A 17,936-nucleotide genomic window follows, 5' to 3' on the forward strand; every position below is an offset into this window, starting at 1 on the left:
GGGTAAGCTAAAGCAAATAGCTTTTAGTTATGACCAGAATATAAAAGGGATCATGGAGGCATCGATGACAACGCAATCCTTACCAAATCACTTACTCACCACTATCAATAATGTGCGGCTTGCCGGGCAAGCGGGCTTTTGGCAGATAACTATCGCGGAGGGCAAAATCAGTGCTATTAGCCCGCAGCCGGAACAGCAGACGGTTGGCGCCGGGGTGCTGGATGCGCAAGGTGGGTTGGCATTGCCGCCTTTTATTGAGCCACATATCCATCTGGATACCACCCAAACGGCCGGGCAACCGAGCTGGAATCAGTCAGGTACTCTGTTTGAGGGGATTGAGCGCTGGGCAGAGCGCAAAGCCTTGCTCACGCGCGAGGATGTTAAACAGCGGGCATGGCAGACGTTGAAGTGGCAAATCGCCAATGGTATTCAGCATGTCCGTACCCATGTGGATGTTTCCGATCCTAGTCTGACGGCACTCAGTGCGATGTTAGAGGTAAAAGAAGAAGTCAGCCCATGGGTGGATATGCAGATTGTCGCTTTCCCACAAGAAGGGATTCTCTCTTATCCCGACGGTGCCGCGCTGTTAGAAGAGGCGCTGCGACTGGGAGCTGATGTAGTTGGGGCCATCCCACATTTTGAATTCACTCGCGAATATGGCGTTGAATCTCTGCATATCGCCTTCGCCTTGGCACAGAAATATCAGCGGCTGGTAGATGTGCATTGTGATGAAATTGATGATGAGCAGTCACGTTTTGTTGAAACAGTGGCGGCCTTGGCGCACCGGGAAAATATGGGGGCGCGCGTTACCGCCAGCCACACCACAGCAATGCACTCCTATAATGGGGCTTATGCTTCCCGGCTATTTCGTCTGTTGAAAATGTCCGGTATCAACTTTGTCGCCAATCCATTAGTGAATATTCATTTGCAAGGGCGTTTTGATACTTATCCGAAACGGCGTGGTATTACGCGGGTTAAAGAGATGCTGGCGGCAGAAATTAATGTCTGCTTCGGCCATGACGATGTATTCGACCCGTGGTACCCGCTAGGCACTGCCAATATGCTGCAAGTCCTGCATATGGGGCTACATATTTGTCAGTTGATGGGGTATAGCCAAATTAACGATGGGTTGAATCTGATAACCACCCACAGCGCCAGAACAATGCATTTATCTGATTATGGCTTGCAGCCAGGTAATAGCGCTAACCTGATTATTCTGCCCGCAGAAAATGGGTTCGATGCCGTGCGGCGACAGGTGCCAGTGCACTATTCCATTCGTCATGGGATGGTGATTGCCAAGACCCAGCCAGCCGAAAGCCGCATATATCTGGGGCAGGAAGAGGTAGTGAATTTTAAATAGGCGCTGCCCTGCAACCGTGATGGCGGCAGGGCAGTAAAACCGATAAATCAGTCAGTCACATGGCCGTGGCTGCGGTGTTTGGTGAAGAAGCCCAGAATCAGACACATCACAAACACTGCCAGGTACAGGACGTTTGCTGTTGCCAGCGCGGCATGAACACCACTGTTGGCGACAATCGGGCCAGTCACCACGAAGGTCAGCATGGTACCGACAGTACCGCAGGTCAGGATGAAGTTAACCAGTTTTGGCGAAGAGACTTTGGTTTGCAATGAACCCAGAGTAATCAGTGTGGTGTAAATTGCACTGGAAACAAAACCCAACGCCAGAATGTAGTAGCTCAGGTATTGTGGGTTATCGGTGCTGACAAACAGATACATCGCCAGTGTTGCCAGTGCCGCCAGTACAGTTACGATGCGTTGTAGGTCAAAGAAGCGCAGGATAAAGCTGAACACCCACATCCCAATCATATAAGAGATCCAGAAGTTACTGACCAGTTGGCCAGCCTGACTGATATCCATATTGAAAGTTTTGGTGGCGTATTCCGGTACCCACTGGATAAAACCAAGTTGGCCAAGGATATAGCACAATGCGGCAATCGACAGGAACAGCACGCCAACTCCCCATTTCTCTTTCGCAACCGGTTTGCTTTGATCAGCGGCTTTGTGGCCCAGAACTGGGAAATCAGAGCACAGTGTTAGCACAAAAATACCGACATACAGCAGGCCGATACAAGCGTACACCCAGTACCATTCGATATGGCGTGCCAGCAGCATTGCGGCGGCGACAGGGAAAATCATCCCCGCCATACTGAAGAACGAATCGGTAAACAGCAGGCGTGAACCGCGCTGACGCCCCTCGTACATATGGGTTATCAGGAAAGTACCAATCGACATGGTTATCCCGCTGACCACCCCGAGGATGAACATGCTGATTGAGAAGACCATTAGATTATGGCCAACCATCAATCCGGCGATAGCAATCAACATCAGAATAAAGCCAAACACCAACTGGCGTTTTAATGGAATGATTTCCATTAACCAGGCATTGAGGAAGATGGAGATTAAAATACCCGCGTTAAGGAAAGTAAATGTGTTACTCATACTGGCAATAGGCAGATTGAAATACTCTGCGATATTCCCCATCACCATCCCGGTGACAATAACTAACGCACCAGTAAGGGCGTAAGAGAAGTAACTGATCCAAGTGAGCCGAATGCGATTGCTGTTATTCATAAATAGGCCTGTGCGTCAGTATCAAATAAATAAAGAGTTAAAGACAGATAATGGCTAAAAACGGACATAGGGCTAAAAGGAGGTCAAACCGGTTTTCAGCACTAAGGCGGCGGATCCTAGCACAGGCATAGTGAGTTTTTGTGATTTACATTCAACTTTTAATGTAATGACTGAAAAGCAATTGCGAATAATAGTGAGCCGTCACAGATTACGCTGCGGCCTCAAATGATAAAGATTCTTAATTCTATTAAAGTGTGGGTCGTGTTAAGGTTGCTTCAGGTATGATTTGCCCCGCTTGTAGATCAGTAAAAACTCATATACCGGTCGCCCTTCAAGATACAGGGGTGTTGGCAGCCCTTGTTCACCCCAGTCACTTAGTTATCTAAGCTCCAGGGGATCTGCTCGGTTGCCGTCTACCTGCATCTCAAAGTAACTTGGGTATAAAACTATTAATAAAACAGATAATTAATCCGCCTTACTTTCTTTTTTTCATCGATATAAAGGAATTTATCGTGATAAGAAGCGTGAATACCGATGTAACACCAACGGCGATAGGCTGCCGTTGAGCCAAATTCTTTATCAAAGAAGGCGCTTTTCTGCCTGGTTGGGGATAGCGGCGATCCTGATGCTATTTATCGCTCCGGTGGTTTCAGTCTCACTGGCGCTTTCGTATGAGCAAAAAACCATCTCAACGATGAGTGTGAGTGCTGCTAAGGCCAATTGTGCTATGGATATGGCGCATCACACTGACCCTCAACAGAGCCAGACAACGGCCCAACATAGCAATACCGCGCAGGCCGGAGGCGGTCATGATGGCATGATGATGGATCATGCAGCTTGTGGCTATTGCGTATTACTGACTCATTTGCCCCTACTGAATACAGCTTTCAAAGCGGATATTCGCTCTGCACTACTGTTAGCCGAGATCCCTGCGCCGTCATTTATCTATTGGTTAATTATTCAAGATACCTATTCAGAGAGCCAACCACGCGCACCACCTGCCTTTTATTCCTGATAATCCGATAAAAAATAAAAACCATTTTTCTGGTGTGGATAAATACTCACCGGAGTGATTTGTATTGCCCAAGGAATAATTATGTCTGGCAAGAGTAAAACCTATAAAAAAACATTATTAGCATGCGCAGTAACCGCTGCTTTTTCGGTATTTGCCTTAAATACCGTTGCCGCTACGCATGATCATCTGATGACTCATGATCCGGTGGCGAATAACACCATCAACGATAGCAGTGAGAAAAAACTCAATGATGCTGATGTCATAACTGTTAGCGCGCCTCTTCATTCGCCGCTGGTTATCGTGACCTCGCCTAAAGCGCCGCGCCAACCTGTTCCCGCCAGTGATGGAGCGGACTATCTGAAAACTATCCCCGGTTTCTCGCAAATCCGTAATGGGGGTACCAATGGGGATGTGGTGTTCCGTGGCATGTTTGGTTCACGGATAAAAATTCTGACAGATGGTGGGGAAACACTGGGGGCCTGCCCATCAAGGATGGACGCGCCCACATCCTATATTTCACCAGAGAGTTTTGACCTGCTGACCGTCGTGAAGGGGCCACAATCAGTGTTGTGGGGAGCTGGTGCTTCCGCCGGTACTATTTTGTTTGAGCGGCAACCCCCTCACTTTGACCAGGCGGGCATCAAAGGGAATGCCAGTCTATTGGTGGGCTCTAATGGTCGCTGGGATAAAAATCTCGATACCAGTTTAGGTAACGAGCAAGGCTATTTGCGCATGATGGGCAATCAGTCTCAGGCTGGTGATTACAAAGATGGCAATGGTACGCGGGTGCCCTCGAAATGGGATAAATGGAATGCCGATATTGCCTTGGGCTGGACACCAGACAGCGATACGTTGCTCGAGCTAACGGCGGGTAAAGGTGACGGTGAAGCAAGGTATGCCGGGCGCGGTATGGACGGTTCCCAGTTCTTGCGCGAGAGTCTGGGCGCACGCTTTGAAAAAACAAATATCGGTGAAGTGTTGGACAAAATTGAAGCCAAAGTCTACTACAATTATGCCAATCACATTATGGATAACAATACCTTACGCACACCACCGATGATGGCGATGTCCAGTAATGTAGACCGGCGCACGATGGGGGGCCGGGTCATGGGCACTTGGTTGTGGCGGGATCTGAAATTGGAGGCGGGTACTGATTTGCAAACCAATACGCACCGTAAAAATAAACAAGGCCATTGGGATAAAGATGCTCGCTTTACCAGCAACGGCTTGTTTAGCGAACTGACCTGGAGTGCCAGCGATCAGGATAAACTGATTACCGGTGCCCGCATTGACCATCATGAAGTCACCAATTATGCCCGTGCTTTTCAACCGACACGCTCTGCAACGCTCCCCGCTGGTTTCATGCGTTTTGAGCATAATCTGGCTGACTTACCCGTGATGTGGTACGCCGGTTTGGGCCATACGCAGCGTTTTCCTGATTATTGGGAGCTATTTTCGCCGACGTTCGGGCCTGTTGGCTCCAGCAGTGCTTTTGAGGGGGTGAAGAGTGAAAAGACCACTCAACTTGATATTGGCGCGCAATACAATGGTAAGCAGCTCAACAGTTGGGTCTCTGCTTATCTTGGGCGGGTCAATGATTTCATTTTGTTCAAGTATGACCCGAACAATCTGCGCATCAGTCAGGCAGATAATATCAACGCAACTATTATGGGCGGTGAGATGGGGGCCGGCTATGCCTTTAACGACAATTGGAAAGCTGACGCCAGCCTGGCTTATGCCTGGGGGGAAAATACCAGTAATCATCGTCCGTTGCCGCAAATCCCTCCCCTTGAAGCACGGTTAGGATTGACGTTTGAAGCAGGGGATTGGAGCAGCACGGCATTATGGCGGTTAGTCAGCAGCCAGCACCGGGTCGCGATTAACGAAGGGAATGTGGTAGGTAAAGACTTTGCTGATAGTGCGGGCTTCGGTGTGCTGTCTGCCAATGTGGCTTACAAGGTTACAAAACAAGTCAAAGTCAGCACTGGTATCGATAATCTACTGAATAAAGCGTACAGCGAGCACCTCAATCTGGCCGGTAATAGTGGATTTGGGTACTCGGCCAATACGTCGTTGAATGAGCCGGGTCGAACTCTTTGGGCAAAGTTGAATGTGACGTTTTAATAGAGCGGCCCTTGGTACTTGAAGCAATAGGGGTGTTAGGCACGCAGTCGCATCACTTACTCATGTGAGTGATGCGGGTGATGAGCCACTGATAAGGTTTATTCTGTGCCAGCAATGCCAATAACATTCGCTATCTTCATGAACGAAAAGAGAGATAAGCAGGAAAGAGCGATAACTTGCCACCGGGGCTGACTAGCGGAGTTGTTTCGGTGGCATAACAGAATCGCGCATAATAATTGTTGGCGGGAAACTGGCACTGGGGAGCTGCGGATTAATCAACAACTGGGTGGCGAATTGCGCCATTCCAACAATCGGGAAATGCAGGCTGGTTAATGCCGGGCTAACAAAAGGAGCGCGTTCGCCACTGTCATAGCAAATCAATGAAATGTCCTGTGGCACCTGCAAATGGTGTTTATTAATAGCCAACAGCGCGCCGATTGCCATTTCTTCGTTACAGCAATAGATAGCGGTTGGTAGGCGAGGCCGCTTTAAGATCTCGTCCGCGCGTTGATAGCCACTTTCCAGATCGTAAACGCCTTCCACACAGGCGGTAGGTTCTAAACCTGCGAGTTGCATGGCATCCAAAAAACCCTGACGGCGTAACACACTGGAATAGCGCTGAGAAGAGCCACTGATACAGGCAATATGACGGTGGCCTGCATCGATAAGTACCTGAGTCGCCATCTGACTCGCACGCCGGTGATCAAAGGTCACACAGCGGGGTTCAAGACCGGGAACCATCCTGTCTAATAACACAAATGACCGGCCTGCCGCTGCAAGTTGTTGCAGTTTCTCGTCACTGAGAAAACGTACATGGAGGATTAAACCGTCGCAGCGTAAGTTATACAGGCGCTGAATTGCTTGCCACTCTTTATCAGCATTATCCCGCCCTTGGGTGACCAATAACTGCTTACCCTGTGATTCTGTTTCGGTTTGTACGAAATCCATCAACGCGCCAAAAAAGCCACCGCGATATGAGGTTGTCACCAACCCCAAGGTATTACTTTGGCTGGAAGCCAGTGCACGTGCGGCAGGGTTTGGGGTGTAACCCAATACCGCGACCGCTTGTTCAACCTTTTCGCGGGTCAGGGTTTTGACATTGGTATCACCGTTGACCACGCGGGAAACCGTAGCGCGGGAAACCCCGGCTAATACCGCGACGTCTTCCAGTGTAACCATTTCATGCTCCTGTTTAGGCTAAAAGTAGCCCTTGGCTATTGAGGCCGCAGGGGGTTAGCGGCGTTCGTGACTCACTCCAGACTGCAGCAATCAGCATTCAAATCTGCCGATTGGTCACCCGAATCGCTTGATTGCACAAGTTCATCGGGGTTTATGCGGGTTATCTGGCTATAACGCCTATAGCGTTGGGTATAAAGTCAGAACCCGCAACAATAGTTAATTTACCATCACAGTTCTGTGAACTGAGGCAAGTAAGGTTTATTTACCTGTAGAACTTCTTCCAATAGTGGCTGAGCAATGCTGGCGTTAGCAATCAGTGGGTTAGTCACTAACGCCAACAAGGCACTACGACGGTCACCATGAACCGCAGCTTCAATGGTCAGGCGCTCGTAGGCCTTTACTTGCTGGGTCAACCCATGCATAGCAACAGGTAATGGGCCGAAGGTGAGTGGGTGTGCACCTTGTGCATCAACAATACAGTTAGTTTCTACTACTGAGCCGTCAGATAAACCGCGAATTGCACCTCGGTTTGTTGTATTGACAACAAGTTGCGTACCTAAATTATTATGAATGGCACGAATAAGTTCCAGTGCAACTTCAGAATAAAATGATCCGCCACGGAAGCTGAGTTGCTCTGGTTTACTGTCCAGATGCGGATCAGCGTACAGCTCGAACAGCTCTTTTTCTACCTGCATAACTTGTTCCGCACGGGTGCCACGCTCGGCTGCTGCGGCCATCTCTTCTGCCAACATATCCTGAGTCTGATAGAAATAGCGATGATACGGACAAGGAATCGCCCCCATTGCCCGCAGGAACTCTGGCGGCCATGGTGCTTCCTTAATGTTGTTCATGGTTAGTGAGGCCCCGTCACACAACATGTCCAGTACCTCGGCGGTAACATCTTTGCCACGTTGTAACACCTCATGCACCCACACCATATGATTTAGCCCGGCAAAGCGCAGTTGGATATCTTCATAAGGTGCGTGGAGCAAGTTGGCAATCATATGGTGCATGCTGATTGGGACATTACACAAGCCGATGATTTTCGCTTTGCTATAACGTGTCACTGCTTCAGTAACGATACCGGCTGGATTGGTGAAGTTAATGATCCAGGCATCCGGTGCTAATCGCTCAACTCTGGCGGCAATATCAAGCATCACCGGAATGGTACGCAGAGCTTTGGCGAACCCACCAACCCCGGTAGTTTCCTGCCCAAGCAGGTTATATTTCAGCCCTAAACGTTCATCCGCGGCGCGTGCCGGGAGTTGGCCGACACGGAACTGTGTCAGGACAAAACTGGCTCCGGCAATCGCATCATCCAGTGAGAAGTGAATGCTGACTTTTACATGCTCTAGCCCATGCCGATCCAGCATTCTTCGGGTTAATGCAGCAATGATTTCCACTTTTTGACGGCCCAATTCGACATCAGCCAGTGCCAGTTCAGTGACCGGTAACTGGTCAATACGCTGAATCAGCCCATCAACCAACTCCGGGGTATAGCTACTACCGCCACCGATAATGGCAATTTTAAAGGTTTTCATCATTTGGCTTCCATATAGATTAATTAGAAATGAGAGCGCTCTCATTTGGAAGCAGACTAGCGATTAACCAAAAACAAAATGAGATGTTTCTCTCAAAAATGGCAGATAAGATAAAGGAAAATAAACAAGACGTGATCCCTATAGCAGAATTCCACTGTTGCCTGGGAGTGCGGGAATGGTTTAATTTGGCTAATTAATCATCATGGTGCGGTTTAACTGCTGAAGAGGCAGCTTTTCAGCCTAAATGCGCATTCTGTTACGTAAAATTCCGTAAATGGGTGGCATTGCGCGGGTCAGCTCTCTAGAATCAAAGCGCTTTTCCGTTGTTCGCATCCTACAGAAAGGAACCGTTAATGTTTAAACGTACTTTAGTGACCTTCATTGCACTTTGTTCCCTTAGCGCCGTGGCCCCCGCAGCTTTTGCTGCCGGTGAGCCTCATGTGTTGTTAACGACGTCAGTGGGGAATATTGAGTTGGAACTCAATAGCCAGAAGGCCCCGGTTTCAACACAAAACTTCGTTGATTATGTTAACAACGGCTACTACAACAACACTATTTTTCACCGTGTTATCCCTGGTTTTATGGTTCAAGGTGGTGGTTTTACTGCTGACTTCAAACAGAAAACTGCTAAAACACCAATCAAGAATGAAGCGGATAACGGCCTGCGCAACCTGCGTGGCACCATCTCTATGGCCCGTACTGCTGATAAAGACAGTGCTACCAGCCAGTTTTTCCTGAATGTGGCAGATAATGCCTTCCTTGACCACGGCCAACGTGACTTCGGTTATGCGGTGTTCGGTAAAGTGGTTAAAGGGATGGATGTGGTAGAGAAGATCTCCCAGGTTCAGACCGAAAATGTCGGCCCGTATCAGAATGTGCCGGTCAAACCTATCACTATCCTGTCAGCGAAAGTTTTACCTTAATCGCTGGTTACCAGCCTTCACGCTAAACCTCGAAGGCTGGTTTACAACCAATCTGTCTTTTGCTTGCTGCCCACCTGCAACGCCACGTTCTTTGGGTAACAGTCGCATTGCTGTCATAAATTAATCCGTTTGCCCGAATCGGGTGCTTATAATCAATTATCTGTCTCTAACGTAAACGTGATGGGGTGAAGGTTTATGAGTGAAACATTGCTTATCGCGAAGGTGCCGCCGGCACAGGATTTAGTGATTTTATCGGCTCTGGCTAACCGTCATGGCTTGATTACTGGCGCGACCGGCACTGGTAAAACAGTCACCCTGCAAAAAATGGCTGAGCAATTTTCCCGTATTGGTGTGCCGGTATTTCTCGCCGATGTGAAAGGGGATTTATCTGGCATTGGGGCGGAAGGGGTTGATTCGGAAAAACTTCAAACCCGACTGGCAGCGATAGGTGTTACGGATTGGCAGCCACAAGCTTGCCCGATTGTGCCGTGGGATATCTTCGCTGAAAAGGGTCATCCGATCCGTGCCACTATTTCCGATCTTGGCCCGCTGCTGCTAGGGCGTCTGCTTGATCTGAATGACGTGCAAAGTGGTGTGTTGCAACTGGTATTCAAAATTGCCGATGACAACAACCTGCTGCTGCTTGATATGAAAGACTTGCGGGCTATCGTGCAATATGTTGGTGACAACGCGAAACAGTTCCGTACGCAATACGGCAACATCACGCCGGCCTCAATTGGTGCTATCCAGCGTGGTTTACTGGCTTTGGAAGAGCAAGGTGCCAATCAATTCTTTGGCGAGCCGATGCTGGATATTCACGATTTAATGCAAATCGACAGCCATGGGCAGGGAGTTATCAATCTGTTAGCGGCTGATCGGTTAATTAATCAGCCCAAACTGTATGCGATTTTTCTGTTGTGGTTGCTGGCAGAACTTTTCGAGCAACTTCCTGAAGTGGGTGATGTTGATAAACCTAAGCTGGTGTTTTTCTTTGATGAAGCCCATCTGTTGTTCAGTGATGCGCCAACGGCGCTGGTGGATAAAGTTGAACAGGTGGTCCGGCTGATTCGCTCGAAAGGGGTCGGCATCTATTTTGTGACGCAAAATCCATTAGATATTCCCGATAAAATCCTCGGCCAATTGGGCAACCGGGTACAGCATGCCCTGCGTGCCTTTACCCCAAGGGATCAAAAAGCAGTTAAAGCCGCAGCTCAGACTATGCGCGCGAATCCGGCATTCAGTGCCGAACAGGTGATTACCGAATTGGGGGTTGGCGAGGCACTCATCTCTTTCCTTGATGAGAAAGGGCGGCCTAATGTGGTCGAGCGGGGTATGGTTATCGCGCCACAATCAAAAATGGGCGCATTGGATGCGGCAGCACGTAATCACGCTATCAATCATTCCCCACTGTATGGCCGTTATGAGGAGGGGGTGGATCGCGAGTCTGCTTATGAGAAATTATCTGCGGGTGGATTCTCTACCATGGGGGATGCAGCGGCCGTAGGGGGGGCGGCTTCTCAGCCGTCAACCGATCAGCAGGGTAGCGCGGGCGGTGGTTTGATGGATGGGCTGAATGATCTACTGTTTGGCTCTACCGGCCCGCGCGGTGGCAAACGTGATGGTATCGTCCAGACGGCAGCCAAGAGCATGGCGCGGGACTTGGGACGACAAATTTTGCGTGGTGTCCTGGGGTCAATTACCGGTGGGCGTAAGCGTTAACCTGATTTTTTGGATATGAAATGCTGCTATTGATCGATAATTACGATTCGTTTACTTACAACCTCTACCAGTATTTTTGTGAATTGGGGGCTGAGGTGGTGGTTAAACGTAATGATGAGGTACAACTCGCTGATATTGAAAAGTTATCACCCTCACATTTGGTGATTTCGCCAGGTCCTTGCACGCCCAATGAGGCCGGAATTTCTTTAGCTGCCATCAGCCATTTTGCCGGAAAATTACCGATACTGGGTGTTTGCCTGGGGCATCAGGCACTAGGGCAGGCTTTTGGCGCACGCGTAATGCGAGCGCGGCAAGTGATGCACGGTAAAACCACGGCTATTTGCCATAATGGTCAGGGGGTTTTTCGGGGGCTTAACCAACCGCTGACCGTGACCCGTTATCACTCTTTGGTGATTGCGACCGACTCATTGCCAGACTGTTTTGAACTGACCGCCTGGACCGAACATGAGGGAGTGATGGATGAGATTATGGGTATCCGTCATCGCACCTTGCCATTGGAGGGAGTGCAGTTCCATCCTGAGAGTATCCTCAGCGAGCAAGGTCATCAATTATTAGATAATTTCCTTAAAAATTAGCTGGTTGAGTTGTATTTATTATTTAATTGTTTTTTTTGTTTGCCTGATTGTGATTTTTTATGCATATTTTGTGATTATATTTTCACATACCAATAATTGGTAACTCAATGGATTATACCCAAAGTAATTGGAGTTGCAGGTAGGCAGCCCGCAAACGAATCCCGATGAGCTTACACAGTCAAGTGATTCGGGTGACAAATCTGTCGGGAACAGATTTGAACGCTGCGTGCAGCTAACAACCCTGTAGCTTCAAGTGCGAAGGGGATATCAGGGTGGACAGTATAATGGCGGATAAGTTAGCAGTAACTCGCAGTACATTCGATCAGGTTATTTTGCCTGTTTATGCACCAGCACAGTTCATTCCGGTAAAAGGGAAGGGCAGCCGAGTGTGGGATCAACAAGGCAAGGAATATATTGATTTTGCTGGTGGGATCGCGGTTACTGCTCTGGGGCATTGCCACCCGGCGCTGGTAGCGGCATTGCATCAGCAAGGTGAGACGTTATGGCATACCAGTAACGTTTTCACTAATGAGCCTGCGCTGCGTTTGGCGCAAAAACTGATTGATGCCACCTTTGCGGATCGCGTGTTTTTTGCCAACTCGGGTGGCGAGGCAAATGAAGCGGCCTTTAAGCTGGCCCGTCATTATGCCATTGAGCGTCATAGCCCCTATAAGACTAAAATCATTGCTTTCCATAATGCTTTCCATGGCCGCACCTTGTTTACTGTATCGGTGGGGGGGCAGCCCAAGTATTCCGATGGTTTTGGCCCGAAACCTGCCGATATCATCCATGTGCCGTTTAATGATCTGGCTGCGGTGAAAGCCGTTATGGATGATCATACTTGTGCGGTGGTGCTCGAACCCATTCAGGGAGAAGGGGGGTTAACCTCTGCGACGCCTGAATTTCTACAAGGGGTGCGGGCTTTATGTGATCAGCATGATGCGCTGCTGGTATTTGACGAAGTACAAAGCGGTATGGGGCGTAGCGGCAAGCTGTTTACCTATATGCATTATGGTGTGACGCCAGATATTCTGACCACGGCGAAAGCCTTAGGTGGTGGTTTCCCTATCAGTGCGATGCTAACCACGGAAGAAATTGCGTCGGTAATGGCGGTGGGAACTCACGGCACCACCTATGGGGGCAATCCTCTGGCCTGTGCCGTCGCTGAGGCTGCTCTAGATGTGATTAATACCCCTGAGGTACTTAATGGTATTGAACAGCGCCACAGCCTGTTTGTGCAGGCTCTGCAAGAGATCAATAACAAGTATCACCTGTTTGACGATATCCGTGGCATGGGGTTATTGATTGGTGCCGAGTTAACGCCGCAATACCATGGCCGTGCGCGCGAGTTGCTGATGGCTGCGGCGGCTAATGGCTTGATGGTCCTCAATGCCGGGCCAAATGTGTTGCGGTTAGCCCCTTCATTAGTGGTGGAGCTGGATGATATCAAACAAGGAATGGCGCGGTTAGAGCAAGCCATCGCCAGTCTGGTCCAGGGTTAACTCAATTATGGAGAGGTATTTTGCCTCTCCATTGCTATACATGCTCCCGCAATCTCCGACTGCGCCAAATACCGTGATGGGGTTGTTGTTGCCAAGCCATGGCAGACACCGTATGCATCACGCTTAAGTGTGACAAAACCCGGCGTAAATTACGTTCCAGTTCAGAAATTTGTGTATCCGGTGTGACATCCGGCATCTGCACGAAATCGTTATTCCCCTCGCTGTTGTCTGACTCCAGCCGTTGCTGGCATTGCTGAATGGCTATCTCACAGAGTTGTAAATAATCCGCCGCCAGTTCGACGCTGAGCTGAATGTGATGTTTACCTGGTACTGAACTCCCCAAGGGATAAGCCCGCGTCAGGATAGTCATCTCATTGATATGCCCAACAATCAACTCACTGTGAGTGGCCCATAATCGCATATCTGCCAAATATTTTGAGTTGAACCCCGGCTCTTGCATCGCCTGATTTAAGGAACTTAACACGGTGTTACTGGCCTTATTTACTGCAATGCGTTCATAGGCCAGTTGGTTGATATCAGGCTCAGGCGTCAGCAGCAAGCGCAAAATCTTCTGATACGCCTCTAGCGCCTGATGGGCATTCTTACGCAGTAAACCGCTCTGCCACTGAGGCCACAGCCATAAGGCGCTGGCAAAGGCCAATGCGCAGCCAATTAAGGTATCCAGCAATCGCGGAACCAAGAAGTCAGCGCCTTCTCCGGTCAATAATTGCAAGATATAGACTGCGGTTATGGTTCTGCCAACAACAGATAGCCCGTAGTTTTTACGTTGAACCAGATAAGCGGCAAGGGTAATGAGCAGCATAATGCCAAGGGTGGCACCCTCTGGCATTGGCAGATGCAATAGGCCAGCGGCCAATATCAGCCCTATCAAGGTGCCGAGTGCACGGTGATGGATTCGTACCTTGGTGGCGTTATAACCGTTCTGCGTTACCAGCATCACAGTAAGCAAAATCCAATAAGGTTTGGGTAGATGAATTAAGTTACCGATATAGCTACCTGCTGCCAGTGTTACGCCCAGACGAGCCGCTTCCCGCAGTGCACCTGATTTGAACGACAGATAGCTGATCAACGCCGGCCAGAAAGGTTGTGGTTGTTGGCTGGACATCAGGTCACGGTCATACAGTGGTCGCCGGTCACTCAATAGCTGGGTCACGTGGCTGATATGGTAGTAGTAGAATTGTGCGACCGGGTTGTCTGGGTGTGCCTGTGCGATGCTTGCCAGTTCTGTCAGACCATCATCGGCAGTGAAATGCTCATCAGCATGGTGGTGATAGAGAATGTCGTTGGCGATGCTGCGCATTTGAGCTGAGATTTTCTGGCAATTACGGCGCATCACGCTCTCAATCTGTGTCTGCTCCATTAACTCTTGTGCTTTTTCCGGCTGAATCAAGGCTGCAGTAATATGCTCTTGCAAATCGAGAGCCATTTGGAACAATCCCAACAACCGTTTCTGCTCTTTCTTCGTGGTGTTATGAATCAGATTAAATTGCTGATAAAGCTGATTAATCTTGTCCATAATCGCCTGTTGTCTGTCCAGCAGCGGCGGTATCGATTTTTCCGGCTCAAGGTGCTGAGCAAACAGGCTGTATTTGGTGTCACAATAATCGGCTAGTAAGCGATAAAGCTGACTCAAAGGTTCGCGAATCGGTTGATCCTTGCAGAGTCGGAACCATAACCCGTTAAACACCCCATACCACAGTGTCCCTACGGCACACAGCAACGGGGCTTGCCAGATCGGCGCGCGGCCCACCATGCTGAGGCTGAAAATAGCAGCAATCAGTGCCGCGGGTAACAAATGGCCATTCAACTGGCTAATCGCCCCACTCACCCCCAGAACTAATGCCAGGCTGAGCATGACGGCAGGCAACGGAATATCCCATAGCAGCAGTTGCTGGGTTAGGAAGCTACTCACAGTAAACAGCGCGCCGCCGACCAGCAGACGCCGGAAAAAATGTTGGTGTGGTGTATCCAGTGAGGCAATGTTGCAACAGGCGGGTATCAGAGAAAACATCAAGCCCAGCCGAAGTTCGCCGAGAGCGAACCCTAATGCTGCGGGCAGACAGAGAACCAATGTTTGGCGTAGTGCGTAATTAACTTCAGGATGATAAATAAGCCGTTGCCATTTCATAAAGGCCCCAGAAATTTATAGATCACAAAAGATTAAAAAACTGATGCCGACAGTATCGGCACCAGTTTAGGGGGAATTAACGGGTGCCGTAGACGACAATCGTTTTACCGTGTGCGGAGATCAGGTTTTGATCTTCCAGCATTTTTAGTATCCGCCCCACGGTTTCGCGGGAGCAGCCAACTATCTGACCAATTTCCTGGCGGGTAATTTTAATCTGCATCCCATCTGGGTGGGTCATGGCATCAGGTTGTTTTGCCAGATTAAGCAGCGTTTGTGCAATACGCCCAGTCACATCAAGGAAAGCAAGGTTGCCCACTTTCTCAGATGTAATCTGTAAGCGACTCGCCATCTGTGAAGATAGGCGCATTAAAATATCTGGATTGACCTGAATCAGCTGACGGAATTTTTTGTAAGAAATTTCAGCCACTTCACAGGCGGTTTTTGCTCTAACCCAGGCGCTACGTTCTTGGCCTTCTTCAAATAATCCAAGTTCGCCGATGAAATCTCCCTGATTTAGATAGGAGAGAATCATCTCTTTACCTTCCTCATCTTTAATAAGCACCGCAACGGAGCCTTTCACGATGTAGTAAAGTGTTTCGGCCTTTTCACCTTGGTGAATCAGCGTACTCTTCGATGGATATTTGTGGATATGGCAATGAGACAGGAACCATTCGAGAGTCGGGTCTGTTTGTGGCTTGCCGAGAACCATTCGCTGTTATCCTCTGTTGTTATCGCTGCCTAACATAACAGGGCTCAGAGTTCCCTGTACGGCGTGCTTATAAAATACACTTTCTCGTAGCATATTAATTTGCTCAACTGCCGAAAGGTATAGCCAAGATACGTACCGGGTAGAAACCCTCCACTGAGTATTGAGAAGCTACCCTATTTAATTCTAGAAACAACACTTTCGGTTCTGTTTGTAGCACAGGATGAAGCCAGTGTCTTGTGTTGTATCGCTTCAGCATGATGAACATCGGGTTACATTGCCAGTTTGTAAATGAAAGGGTAGTCTGGATCAGAAAATTTAACCGGGAGCAAGAGTTATGCAGGCACGTGTAAAGTGGGTTGAGGGGCTGACATTTTTGGGTGAATCGGCATCAGGTCATCAGGTGTTGATGGACGGTAATGCTGGAGACAAAGCACCGAGTCCGATGGAAATGTTGTTAATGTCAGCAGGCGGCTGTAGCGCGATTGATGTGGTCTCTATTTTACAAAAAGGCCGCAATGATGTGCGTGATTGCGAAGTGACATTAACCTCGCAGCGTCGCGAAGAGGCACCGCGTCTGTTTACGCAAATCAACCTGCATTTTATTGTCAGCGGCAAAGGTCTGACCGACAAAATTGTGGAACGAGCCGTTGAGTTGTCAGCAGAAAAATATTGCTCCGTCTCACTGATGTTGGGTAAAGCGGCGACTATTACCCACAGTTTTGAGATCCGTGACATCGCCTAAGCAAACCCTTCGTACTTGAAGCTGCAGGGCTGTTAGCTGCGTTCGTTTGCCGCCTACCTGCAGCTCCAATTACTTTGGGTTGGGATTGAGCCAAATTATTTTTCTCTCTCCAGCAATTGCTATACTGCAACGCCAAGAACGAAGGCGATTAACTGATTTTCTTCCCTTCCAACAACTGCTGCACTAGCGGCGCCATAATCAGCTCCATTGCCAGCCCCATTTTTCCGCCGGGTACCACCAATGTATTGATATTCGAGATAAATGATCCTTGCAACATCGCCAGTAAGTAAGGGAAATCAATTTGATCCAAACCCCGGAAATGAATAACCACAAAGCTTTCATCCAGTGACGGAATCGCTTTGGCAGCAAACGGATTTGATGTGTCAACGGTTGGAACGCGCTGGAAGTTGATATGAGTGCGTGAGAACTGCGGCGTAATGTAGTTGATATAATCATCCATGGAGCGCACTACGGAATCCATCACCGCTTCACGCGAATGGCCGCGTTCGCCGGTATCGCGTACTAATTTCTGAATCCACTCCAGATTGACGATAGGTACCACGCCCACCAACAGATCGACGTGTTTCGCCACATCATGATGTTCAGTCACCACGCCGCCATGCAGCCCTTCATAAAACAGCACGTCGGTGGGTTGTGGCAATGCTTCCCACGGGGTAAACGTGCCGGGAATTTGGTTGTATGGCACCGCTTCATCATAGGTATGTAAATACTTACGTGAACGGCCAGTGCCGTGTTCACCGTATTCCGACACACTTTGCTCCAACTGGCCAAAGTCATTGGCTTCGGGGCCAAAATAGCTGATATGTCGGCCTTGATCTCGTGCTTTACGGATGGCTGCATCCATCTCAGGGCGGGTATAGCGATGGAAACTGTCACCTTCAATTTGCGCTGCGCGAATATTCAATTGCTGAAAGATCTTACGGAATGCCAGGCTGGTGGTGGTTGTCCCTGCGCCACTTGAGCCGGTAACGGCTATAACCGGATGTTTAGTCGACATATTAGCTGTAACTCCATGGGGGTTAGATCTTCAGTGACCGGGCTGCAATCGCCTGTTTTTTATCGTTGATGATTATTTTTAGGGCAAAGTGGCGGGCTTGTCACCCTGTTTCAGTCAATGTCTTCGT

At 49.1% G+C, this 17,936-nt stretch carries 14 protein-coding genes; 8 read left to right on the plus strand and 6 right to left on the minus strand.

All coding sequences use genetic code 11. From position 1 onward, the window contains the following. Window positions 1–64 precede the first annotated feature (64 nt). Window positions 65–1,360: a cytosine deaminase gene (locus tag Q2T71_RS20085; RefSeq protein ID WP_193784747.1), complete on the plus strand. Its 1,296-nt coding sequence runs from the start codon at window positions 65–67 to the stop codon at window positions 1,358–1,360. A gap of 47 nt (window positions 1,361–1,407) precedes the next feature. Here Q2T71_RS20085 and tsgA read toward each other — a convergent pair whose 3' ends face one another. Next, window positions 1,408–2,592: an MFS transporter TsgA gene (gene tsgA / locus Q2T71_RS20090; RefSeq protein WP_372560331.1), complete on the minus strand. Its 1,185-nt coding sequence runs from the start codon at window positions 2,590–2,592 to the stop codon at window positions 1,408–1,410. Between the two features lie 562 nt (window positions 2,593–3,154). On the opposite strand from tsgA, the gene Q2T71_RS20095 reads away from it, so the two are divergent. Then, window positions 3,155–3,607, plus strand: coding sequence for a DUF2946 domain-containing protein (locus Q2T71_RS20095; RefSeq protein WP_372560332.1), 453 nt, complete (start codon window positions 3,155–3,157; stop codon window positions 3,605–3,607). A 189-nt stretch (window positions 3,608–3,796) separates the two neighbouring features. Beyond that, window positions 3,797–5,731, plus strand: coding sequence for a TonB-dependent copper receptor (locus Q2T71_RS20100; protein WP_372560688.1), 1,935 nt, complete (start codon window positions 3,797–3,799; stop codon window positions 5,729–5,731). Between the two features lie 192 nt (window positions 5,732–5,923). Here the strand turns inward: Q2T71_RS20100 and Q2T71_RS20105 are convergent, their stop codons facing one another. Together Q2T71_RS20105 and Q2T71_RS20110 are read right to left on the minus strand one after the other, a co-directional pair. After that, complete coding sequence (locus Q2T71_RS20105) at window positions 5,924–6,910, minus strand: LacI family DNA-binding transcriptional regulator (protein ID WP_372560333.1); 987 nt, start codon at window positions 6,908–6,910, stop codon at window positions 5,924–5,926. Between the two features lie 227 nt (window positions 6,911–7,137). Further along, window positions 7,138–8,451: a 6-phospho-beta-glucosidase gene (locus Q2T71_RS20110; protein WP_083163947.1), complete on the minus strand. Its 1,314-nt coding sequence runs from the start codon at window positions 8,449–8,451 to the stop codon at window positions 7,138–7,140. A 353-nt stretch (window positions 8,452–8,804) separates the two neighbouring features. On the opposite strand from Q2T71_RS20110, the gene ppiA reads away from it, so the two are divergent. The 4 genes from ppiA to Q2T71_RS20130 all read left to right on the plus strand — a co-directional run bounded on the left by ppiA (window position 8,805) and on the right by Q2T71_RS20130 (window position 13,191). After that, complete coding sequence (gene ppiA / locus Q2T71_RS20115; protein WP_083161196.1) at window positions 8,805–9,374, plus strand: peptidylprolyl isomerase A; 570 nt, start codon at window positions 8,805–8,807, stop codon at window positions 9,372–9,374. Window positions 9,375–9,569: 195 nt separating this feature from the next. Beyond that, window positions 9,570–11,093: a helicase HerA-like domain-containing protein gene (locus tag Q2T71_RS20120; protein WP_372560334.1), complete on the plus strand. Its 1,524-nt coding sequence runs from the start codon at window positions 9,570–9,572 to the stop codon at window positions 11,091–11,093. Window positions 11,094–11,113: 20 nt separating this feature from the next. Beyond that, a complete protein-coding gene (locus tag Q2T71_RS20125) occupies window positions 11,114–11,689 on the plus strand; it encodes an aminodeoxychorismate synthase component II (protein ID WP_372560335.1) in 576 nt (191 codons plus the stop codon). A 284-nt stretch (window positions 11,690–11,973) separates the two neighbouring features. Then, window positions 11,974–13,191, plus strand: coding sequence for an aspartate aminotransferase family protein (locus Q2T71_RS20130; protein WP_372560336.1), 1,218 nt, complete (start codon window positions 11,974–11,976; stop codon window positions 13,189–13,191). A gap of 34 nt (window positions 13,192–13,225) precedes the next feature. On the opposite strand, the gene Q2T71_RS20135 is transcribed toward Q2T71_RS20130, so the two are convergent. Both Q2T71_RS20135 and crp read right to left on the minus strand, forming a co-directional pair. After that, entirely contained in the window at window positions 13,226–15,340 is a 2,115-nt protein-coding gene (locus Q2T71_RS20135) for a YccS/YhfK family putative transporter (RefSeq protein ID WP_372560337.1), read from the minus strand. Between the two features lie 76 nt (window positions 15,341–15,416). Next, window positions 15,417–16,049, minus strand: a complete 633-nt coding sequence (crp, locus tag Q2T71_RS20140) for a cAMP-activated global transcriptional regulator CRP (protein WP_005186183.1) — start codon at window positions 16,047–16,049, stop codon at window positions 15,417–15,419. A gap of 334 nt (window positions 16,050–16,383) precedes the next feature. On the opposite strand from crp, the gene Q2T71_RS20145 reads away from it, so the two are divergent. Next, window positions 16,384–16,791 carry an OsmC family protein gene (locus Q2T71_RS20145; protein ID WP_004391459.1) on the plus strand — a complete coding sequence of 136 codons (408 nt, stop codon included), beginning with the start codon at window positions 16,384–16,386 and terminating at the stop codon, window positions 16,789–16,791. A 148-nt stretch (window positions 16,792–16,939) separates the two neighbouring features. Here the strand turns inward: Q2T71_RS20145 and Q2T71_RS20150 are convergent, their stop codons facing one another. Further along, window positions 16,940–17,809, minus strand: coding sequence for a phosphoribulokinase (locus tag Q2T71_RS20150; RefSeq protein WP_372560338.1), 870 nt, complete (start codon window positions 17,807–17,809; stop codon window positions 16,940–16,942). Window positions 17,810–17,936: the final 127 nt, after the last annotated feature.

The sequence above is a fragment of the Yersinia sp. 1652 StPb PI genome, from assembly GCF_041538345.1.
GTDB lineage: Bacteria > Pseudomonadota > Gammaproteobacteria > Enterobacterales > Enterobacteriaceae > Yersinia > Yersinia enterocolitica_E.

Excerpts from the sequence above, each read along its gene's own strand:
- Q2T71_RS20085 (WP_193784747.1), top strand. The coding sequence starts at position 65 with ATGACAACGCAATCCTTACCAAATCACTTACTCACCACTATCAATAAT.
- tsgA (WP_372560331.1), bottom strand. The coding sequence starts at position 2,592 with ATGAATAACAGCAATCGCATTCGGCTCACTTGGATCAGTTACTTCTCT.
- Q2T71_RS20100 (WP_372560688.1), top strand. The coding sequence starts at position 3,797 with ATGACTCATGATCCGGTGGCGAATAACACCATCAACGATAGCAGTGAG.
- Q2T71_RS20105 (WP_372560333.1), bottom strand. The coding sequence starts at position 6,910 with ATGGTTACACTGGAAGACGTCGCGGTATTAGCCGGGGTTTCCCGCGCT.
- Q2T71_RS20110 (WP_083163947.1), bottom strand. The coding sequence starts at position 8,451 with ATGAAAACCTTTAAAATTGCCATTATCGGTGGCGGTAGTAGCTATACC.
- ppiA (WP_083161196.1), top strand. The coding sequence starts at position 8,805 with ATGTTTAAACGTACTTTAGTGACCTTCATTGCACTTTGTTCCCTTAGC.
- Q2T71_RS20120 (WP_372560334.1), top strand. The coding sequence starts at position 9,570 with ATGAGTGAAACATTGCTTATCGCGAAGGTGCCGCCGGCACAGGATTTA.
- Q2T71_RS20125 (WP_372560335.1), top strand. The coding sequence starts at position 11,114 with ATGCTGCTATTGATCGATAATTACGATTCGTTTACTTACAACCTCTAC.
- Q2T71_RS20130 (WP_372560336.1), top strand. The coding sequence starts at position 11,974 with ATGGCGGATAAGTTAGCAGTAACTCGCAGTACATTCGATCAGGTTATT.
- Q2T71_RS20135 (WP_372560337.1), bottom strand. The coding sequence starts at position 15,340 with ATGAAATGGCAACGGCTTATTTATCATCCTGAAGTTAATTACGCACTA.
- crp (WP_005186183.1), bottom strand. The coding sequence starts at position 16,049 with ATGGTTCTCGGCAAGCCACAAACAGACCCGACTCTCGAATGGTTCCTG.
- Q2T71_RS20145 (WP_004391459.1), top strand. The coding sequence starts at position 16,384 with ATGCAGGCACGTGTAAAGTGGGTTGAGGGGCTGACATTTTTGGGTGAA.
- Q2T71_RS20150 (WP_372560338.1), bottom strand. The coding sequence starts at position 17,809 with ATGTCGACTAAACATCCGGTTATAGCCGTTACCGGCTCAAGTGGCGCA.